The organism is Thermosynechococcus sp. OHK43, from assembly GCF_014466085.1.
GTDB lineage: Bacteria > Cyanobacteriota > Cyanobacteriia > Thermosynechococcales > Thermosynechococcaceae > Thermosynechococcus.
On the sequence record NZ_JACOMP010000020.1, the window covers coordinates 1 to 7,574 of the forward strand.

4 protein-coding genes and 1 pseudogene are annotated in these 7,574 nt (G+C 54.7%); 1 reads left to right on the top strand and 4 read right to left on the bottom strand.

All coding sequences use genetic code 11. The features are described from left to right. Positions 1 to 3,021, bottom strand: a pseudogene (locus tag H8Q75_RS00960) (DUF748 domain-containing protein); the annotation flags it as partial. Between the two features lie 163 nt (positions 3,022 to 3,184). On the opposite strand from H8Q75_RS00960, the gene H8Q75_RS00965 reads away from it, so the two are divergent. Next, positions 3,185 to 3,904, top strand: a complete 720-nt coding sequence (locus H8Q75_RS00965) for an SDR family oxidoreductase (protein WP_041429190.1) — start codon at positions 3,185 to 3,187, stop codon at positions 3,902 to 3,904. An 18-nt stretch (positions 3,905 to 3,922) separates the two neighbouring features. Here the strand turns inward: H8Q75_RS00965 and clpX are convergent, their stop codons facing one another. The 3 genes from clpX to tig form a co-directional block, all read right to left on the bottom strand. Beyond that, positions 3,923 to 5,245, bottom strand: coding sequence for an ATP-dependent protease ATP-binding subunit ClpX (gene clpX / locus H8Q75_RS00970; RefSeq protein WP_024125398.1), 1,323 nt, complete (start codon positions 5,243 to 5,245; stop codon positions 3,923 to 3,925). Positions 5,246 to 5,277: 32 nt separating this feature from the next. After that, positions 5,278 to 5,967, bottom strand: coding sequence for an ATP-dependent Clp endopeptidase proteolytic subunit ClpP (gene clpP, locus H8Q75_RS00975; protein ID WP_024125397.1), 690 nt, complete (start codon positions 5,965 to 5,967; stop codon positions 5,278 to 5,280). Between the two features lie 95 nt (positions 5,968 to 6,062). Continuing rightward, positions 6,063 to 7,496: a trigger factor gene (tig, locus tag H8Q75_RS00980; RefSeq protein WP_297039684.1), complete on the bottom strand. Its 1,434-nt coding sequence runs from the start codon at positions 7,494 to 7,496 to the stop codon at positions 6,063 to 6,065. Positions 7,497 to 7,574: the final 78 nt, after the last annotated feature.

Below are 7,574 nucleotides of genomic sequence, written 5' to 3' on the forward strand. Positions count from 1 at the left end.
ACCCACAGGGAATTGCGCTAGCCGCAGTTGGGCCTTTTGCTGGTTACCGCCGAAAATGCCATTGACATTCAATTGCCCACCGTTGATGAGCATATTGAGGGTCGTCAGCACCAGTCGATTTTGGGCAAAGCGACCGCGACCAAGAAACTGATCCACTTGGTAATTTCCCCACTGCCAATTGGCGCCCTTGAGATCAAAGCTGGCCACAAGACCTGACTGGGGGGTTTGACTCAGATTGATTTGGCCATTAAACATGCCCTGAAGCTGATCTAGGGAGGGCAGTAGTTCCGGCCGCCGCACCAAAGCCGCTTGGGCTTGTAGCATCTCGATTTCGGCAAGGCGGCGAATTTGCGTTAGCAGTGATACTGGCAGACCTTCCCCTGCGGTGGGTGTACCCAAATCTGCAGCAGTGCCCCGAGCGGTGGGTTGAGCAATCCCGAGGACAGTGGCTAGTCCTGTCAAATCCGCCAAATTGCCTTGGGCAATCGCCAGCTGCGCCCCCAATTGCTGAGGCTGGAGATCGGCAGTGAATTCATAGCGACTTTTCCCTTTTTCAAAAAGGCCCGATTGAATCGTCAGGCGATCGCGCCTCAGACGAAATTGCCCTTGCAGGCGATCGCCCCGCCATGCCCCTAATCCCGGTCGCTCTACCGTAAAACTGCCCTGAGCGCTTGTCCAGTTTTGCAACTGTAGCTCGCCAGAGGCGACTCCTGCGAGAATGGCATCCCTAGGAAATTCCGGCAAACGTAACCGCAGGGATTCCACGGGAAATTGCTGAAGACGCAGATCAAAGATTTCCCCTTGGCGCTGACCAATGAGTTGCGCCTGTTGCCGTTGAATCAGCAGGGAGTGGGGTAAGCCATCGGCATCCAGACGAAGCGCCAAGCGATCGCCCCCACCCTGTAAATTGAGGGTTGCCCCCTGTTGTTGGCCCAGGGCAACCGTGCCCGTGAGTTGAGGGGCAAAGCGTAAATCATTCACTGCCAATCCTTGGGTCAGCAGTGTCCCCTGAAACTGGAGCCGATTGAGGCGGCCTGTGAGTTGGCCTTCAAAGGACGTTGTGCCGGCAAGGACGAGGGAAACAGGGAGATTCGGTTTCAAGACGGTACTTAACCTACTCAGGGAGAGATTCCTGGCTTGGATGCCCAATTGAATGTCAGTAGGTTTTAAAGCCGCCAAATCAACGCCAATGGTTCCTTGGGCGCGGATAGCACCGAGGGTGGCTTGTTGGACTTGCAATTGCTGGCCATCCCAGTTCACAGCCGCAATCAGGGGATCCCCTGTGGGGGTTTGATCGACTTCGAGATTGGCACTGGCGCGAATCGCTGGCAACGTCAGTTGATCCACTCGCCCTTGGGCGATCGCCTGCCCCCTGAGCCGACCTTGTAAATCTTGATTCAACTGCCGCAGGGGAATATTTGCGACCTGAGCCTGTAACTGCCACCGACCAGCAGCGGCTTGCACTTGACCCCGCAGACTCCCGCCGAGAAACTGCATTTGAAACTCAGGAACAACCAGTTGGGTTTGCGTCAGACGAGCGGTGCCCCGCAGTGGATACTGAGCAGTCGGTAGTTGAAAGGCCGCATTGGCCTGCCAAGCCTCTGGGGTACGCAGACTGCCACGAAAATCCAAGTGCGCAAAGCCCTCCCCTAGGGATATGGGGGGAACCACATCATAGCGGCGGGCGATCGCCTGCAGATTCACCCGCTGCACTTGTGCTTGGCCGCGAAACTCCCCTGTGGGCTGTATCCCTACCGTTGCCCGTACCTCACCCCCATCCACCAACTGGGCGCGGACATCCATCAGCCTAACCCCCCCCTCAAGGGAGGCCATAAATGGCAGCCTCACCTGTTGCAGTTGCAGTTGATCCACTTGGAGAGGTCTTTGGCTGCGCAGTTCACCCACGATTTTAGGATTCTCCAGATCCCCCTGCAGGCGGAAGGTGGGAACTTCTACTTGACCCTTGAGGGGAACAGGCGGCGTAATCTGCAAGGCCCTCAAGGTGGGGATGAGGTCAAACCTCGACACTTGAGCATTGATATTCCAGCCCCTTTCAGGACTAACCGTGCCTGCAGCCTGCCAGCGGACGTTAGCGATCGCCCCGCGCAAATAGTGGAGCTTTGCCTGATTGCCCTGCAATTGCACATGGGCCTGCACTGCTTTGATATCCTGGGGCACAAAGGCCGTGCGCAGCCTACCATCGCGCAACCAAATTTGACCCGTGACTTGGGGTGTTTCTGACAGAGGAAGGCGAACGCGCAACTGCCCCGCCAGTTGGCCCCCTTGGACACGAATGGTCCTTGGCAGAATCTCATTACCGAGCGCAAGGGGAATCTTCCTAAAGCGCAAATCCAGTTGTCCCCTTTCTTGGGATTGGTTCCAGTCCCCCTGCAATCGCCATTGGCCACCGCCGGCCAGGTGTCCTGCCAGTTGACCAGCAAGGGCAAACTGCTGGCGATCGGGCGTCAGGGTCAATCCCCCATGAATTCGACGCAGCAGGTAGGCAGGACGCTGAAAGGGCTGAACCAGCACAGAGCCATCCCGCACCTTCACGCTGATTTGATTCAGTTGAAAGAAGGTCGGCTCCTCCTCTAGCAGCTTAACTTCCGTGCGCCACCACTGCCCTTGGGCATCCTGAACCACCGTGAGTTGGGGTTGGTGGAGGGTAATCTCAATATCGAGCTTTTGACCCGTCAGGAGCTGCCATGGATTAAAGGCAACCTCAATGCTGTTGATTAGGGCATTGTCCAATTCTGGGCTACCCTTCTCTGGCGTGTAACTGGGAACCGCTGAGGCGCCAAAACGCACAACATTCAGCCCGACGTACTCGACGCTACCAATTTCCACTGGCCGATTGAGGCGCTGTTGCAGTTGTTGGGCGATTTCAGGAGCTAATTCATAGCGCACAAACCACCACGTCCGCGTGCCAACCGCGATCGCCCCTAGGGCCGCCAAGCCAATCATTCTCCATCCCCACTGACCAACCCGAAGGGTAGAGGGGGGTTGTGGTTGTTGCGTCATTCATCCCAACTCCGTCACACCTAGGCGAGAAGCCTAACGGCTCAATCCTAATACGCAGAACAAAGGCTTGTCTTTCTAAATTGGATCGCCTAAGCCATTGGCAGGTTCTCGGGCATTCAAGAAACGCTAGGATAAAAGGGTAAACATAAAGAAATGTAACAAAATGAGTGTCTTAGCAGATCGTGTGGTGTTAGTGGTGGGTGCCACAGGGGGTATTGGTCAAGCCGTTGTCGAGCAACTCCAAGAAACCGGTGCCACGTTGGTCTTAGCGGCACGCTCGCGCGATCGCCTGCAGGCCTTGGCAGAGCAACTTCCCTCCTCAGTAACGGTACAAATTCAGCCCTGTGACATCACCCAACCGGAGCAAGTGAGCGCATTGATGCAAGCTATCCGCAGTCAACAGGGACGACTCGATGTATTGATCAACGCAGCGGGCGCTGGCCTCCTCAAGCCCTATCAAAAGATTACTGCGGCTGAACTAGATCAAATGTTAGACCTTAACCTCAAGGGTTGCTTTTACACCACCCAACAGGCTGCCGAACTCATGAAAGCGCAGCAGCAGGGACACATCTGCACCATTGTCGGCATTCTCGGTAAACATTCAATGGCGATGGGGTCGGCCTACTGTGCTGCAAAATTTGGGGTAGTGGGCTTTAGCAAGTGTATGGCCGAAGAACTGAAGCGCTATGGCATTCGCTTTAGCCTGTTCTACTTTGGCGGTGTGGATACCCCCTTTTGGGATACTGTCAGCCTCAAAATTGATCGCCAGAAACTCCTGCGACCGGCCACCGTTGCCCATTTGATTCGCGCTACCCTAGAGACGGATCCCCATGCGGTTCCCCTTGAGTTGAGCTTGATGCCCGATAGCCACGTTTTCTTCTAGTCCTCCGTAGCTATAACCCTATGCCGATAGTGTCGGCAGCGAAGAAGGATGCAGGAGCAGTTCAGCCGTGGAGCGTTTTTCCACCATTTCGGGAGTGATGGTACATTCCCGCAGATCTTTGCGGGAGGGCAGTTCGTACATTACATCCAGCATAATCTCTTCAACAATGGCGCGCAGGGCACGGGCACCGGTTTTGCGACGGTAGGCCTCTTGGGCGATCGCCTCCACCGCAGCCGGTTCAAAGCGCAACTCCACACTGTCCATGCGCATCAGTTTTTGGTACTGCTTCAGGAGCGCGTTTTGAGGTTGGGTGAGAATTTCTGCCAAGGCCGCCACATCCAGCGGCTCTAGCACAGCAACCACCGGAATACGGCCAATGAACTCTGGAATCATGCCGTACTTCACCAGATCGTGGGGCTCCAGTTCCTTGAGAATATCCGCAGAGCGTTTTTCCTTGGGAAGGAGCTCGCCATCACGGACAAAGCCCATCGCTTTTTTGCCCACCCGCTGCTCAATGGTCTTTTCTAAACCCACAAAGGCGCCGCCGCAGATAAAGAGGATATTCGTCGTGTCGATTTGAATGCAGTCTTGGTAGGGATGCTTGCGCCCCCCCTGGGGTGGCACATTGGCGATCGTCCCCTCCAGTATCTTCAGTAGCGCCTGCTGTACCCCTTCCCCCGAAACATCACGGGTAATTGAGGGGTTCTCACTTTTGCGGGCAATTTTATCAATCTCGTCAATGTAGATAATCCCCCGCTGTGCTTCCTCCACATCCATATTGGCGTTTTGCAGCAACCGCAGCAGGATATTTTCCACATCTTCCCCCACATAACCTGCTTCCGTGAGGGTGGTGGCATCGGCAACCGCAAAGGGAACATCGAGGAGCTTCGCCAACGTCTGAGCCAAGAGAGTCTTGCCGGAACCCGTCGGGCCAATGAGCAGGATATTGGACTTTTGCAGTTCGACGTTGTCATCGCCCCGCTGATCGCTATCCAGAAGACTCAGGCGCTTGTAATGGTTGTAGACTGCAACCGCGAGGATTTTCTTGGCTTCGTGCTGCCCGACCACATGCTTATCAAGAAATTCCTTGATTTGCCGAGGCTTGGGGACCTGACTGAGGGGGCGACTACGGGGTGTGCTGCGGGGCGATCGCGACGGCGTGGATTCTCGACGGGGAGCGGCGACATTGGGAACGGTGGCCAATTCCTCATCGAGGATTTCATTACACAGCTCTACGCATTCATCACAGATATAGACCCCAGGGCCCGCGATAAGCTTGCGCACCTGTTCCTGTGACTTACCACAAAAGGAGCACTTGAGGTGGGTGTCATATTTGGCCATAGGGAACCTCTAGGGGTGCACGTAGGGTGTACTTAGTGGCTAGGGAGGGTCTGCCGCGTCACCACCTGATCAATCAGACCATAGGCTTTTGCCTCTTCAGCGGACATAAAGAAATCCCGCTCCGTATCCGCTTCAATGCGCTCGATGGGTTGCCCCGTGTGCTGTGACAAGAGTTCGTTGAGCTTGCGCTTGTGGTAGAGAATTTCCCGCGCTTGGATTTCAATATCCACGGCCTGACCCTGGGCACCTCCGAGGGGCTGGTGAATCATGATCCGAGCATTGGGCAGCGCCATCCGTTTGCCAGGAGTACCGCCGGACAGTAAGAAGGCACCCATGCTTGCCGCCAAGCCAAAGCAGAGGGTACACACATCAGGGCGAATGTGCTTCATCGTATCGTAGATGGCCATGCCGGCTGTGACCGAGCCACCCGGTGAGTTGATGTACAGGTAAATGTCTTTTTCCGGATCCTCGGCATCAAGAAATAGAAGCTGTGCCACAACGGAGTCAGCAACCGCATCGTCAATGCCCCGGCGATCGCCTGCACCCCCACCTAGGAAGATGATCCGTTCGCGGAGGAGCCGCGAATAGATGTCAAAGGCTCGTTCACCCCGCCCCGACTGCTCAACCACCATCGGCACAATATTGGCATGGGTAGGTGGCAGGTTGAGCGCTGGAGAGCGCAGAATGGCACTAAGGGGATGGTCGTAACGCGATTGCAGCATAGTTGCCTAAAATGACGGTTCGTTTGTAATTAATTGTAACTAGATTGTAACTAGCGGTTTATCCCCGTAGGGATCATCACCTTCATTATGCCGAACTATTCTTGGGATGGGGCAGAACTTGCTTTTTTGCCAGATCGTTTTTGCAGCTTGGATGGGTTTGCGGCAACGGCCTCCGTCTGGGTATCCTCTGGCGCTTCAGCGCTTGCTGGGGACTGCTCAGTGGCTGTGTCGGACTGCGCCGGCTGAAATGTATTTTGCTCTAGGAGCCAGTTGAGGGCTTGCTCCTGCTGCACTTCATCGTGGGCCAATTCGCGGAGTCGTTCCAGATCCTTTGCCGTTTGGTTCCTCACCACCTCTTTGTAGCGGTTTAGTCGTTCCTCAACTGCTTCGGGACTGGGCTCAATACCCTCTTGGCGAGCGATCGCCTTCAACAGCAAACGGGAGTGGACCTCCTTAGCCGCCGCCGGCTCTGCCTCTTGACGCATTTTCTCGTAGAGTTCCTCGGTCATGATCTTGTTGAGATCAACACCTTGGGACTGAATTTGCATCAAAGTGGTCCGCACCTTCACAGCCGCTTCTTTATGGATCAGGGTTTTTGGCAATTCAACGGGATTTTGAGCAATGAGGGTATCAATGAGGGCAGCTTCTTTGGCTTGCTTGTCTTGATTTTTAGCTCGCTCTTGGTGATTTTGCTCTAAATAAGCCCGCAATTCTGCCATCGTGCTAAATTCACTGTGCTCAGCGGCAAAGGCATCGTCTAGGGGGGGCAGTTCCGGGCCTTTAATTCCCAAGAGTTCAATCTCAGCGGTCAACTGTTTGGGAACCTCTGCTGCCTGGGTAACAGACACCGTTTTCGCTTCACCAATACTCATGCCGACAACAGCAGCAGGAATTTCTTTGAGCAAAAAGGGTTGATCTTCATCGAGGGACAGGGGCAATTCATCTGCTGAGAGTTCCTTCACCACTTCCCCATTTTCATCTTTGGTCACTAGTTTCAGGGTGACATCATCGCCCCACTGAGCCGGCCGGTCTTCTACGGGAATGAGGGTGGCGTGCTCCCGTTGGTGCCGCTGCAAGAGCTTCTCGACGGTTGCGGGATTGTAGGTGACGGGACTGTACTCAATGGTTAACCCTTTATAGGCTGTGACCGTAACTTCTGGTTCGACATCAAAGGTGACGCTGAAAGAAAAGTTTTCGCCGGGATGAAATTGATCCAGTAGCTCTGTAATGCCCCCTTCGAGTTCGAGGTTGCCTAGGTAGGGGATATTGTTCTTTTCGACGGCGGTTTTGACAGCATCCTCAATCAGTTTTTCCATGGCAAGATAGCGCAGACGCTCTTTGCCAAGCTGCTGCAATACAAGCTGTCGGGGGGCTTTGCCCTTGCGAAATCCTGGCACTTGTGTGTGGCGAAGGAGATCGTTGACCACTTGGTTATACACCTGTTGAGAGTGTGCCCCCGAAACCTCAATTGTGGCGAGGAGTTGGCTATTGGAACGGGGTTCAGTTGTCATGGAAATGATGTCAGTCACGTCAGTCAAGGTCATTCCCCTTCGCAGATGGTGTCAGTGTAGTGTCAGTTGGCTGTGCGCGATCGCACAAATGATAAT

Bases quoted from the DNA above. Each gene is read 5' to 3' on its own strand.
- H8Q75_RS00965 (WP_041429190.1), top strand. From the start codon at position 3,185: ATGAGTGTCTTAGCAGATCGTGTGGTGTTAGTGGTGGGTGCCACAGGG.
- clpX (WP_024125398.1), bottom strand. From the start codon at position 5,245: ATGGCCAAATATGACACCCACCTCAAGTGCTCCTTTTGTGGTAAGTCA.
- clpP (WP_024125397.1), bottom strand. From the start codon at position 5,967: ATGCTGCAATCGCGTTACGACCATCCCCTTAGTGCCATTCTGCGCTCT.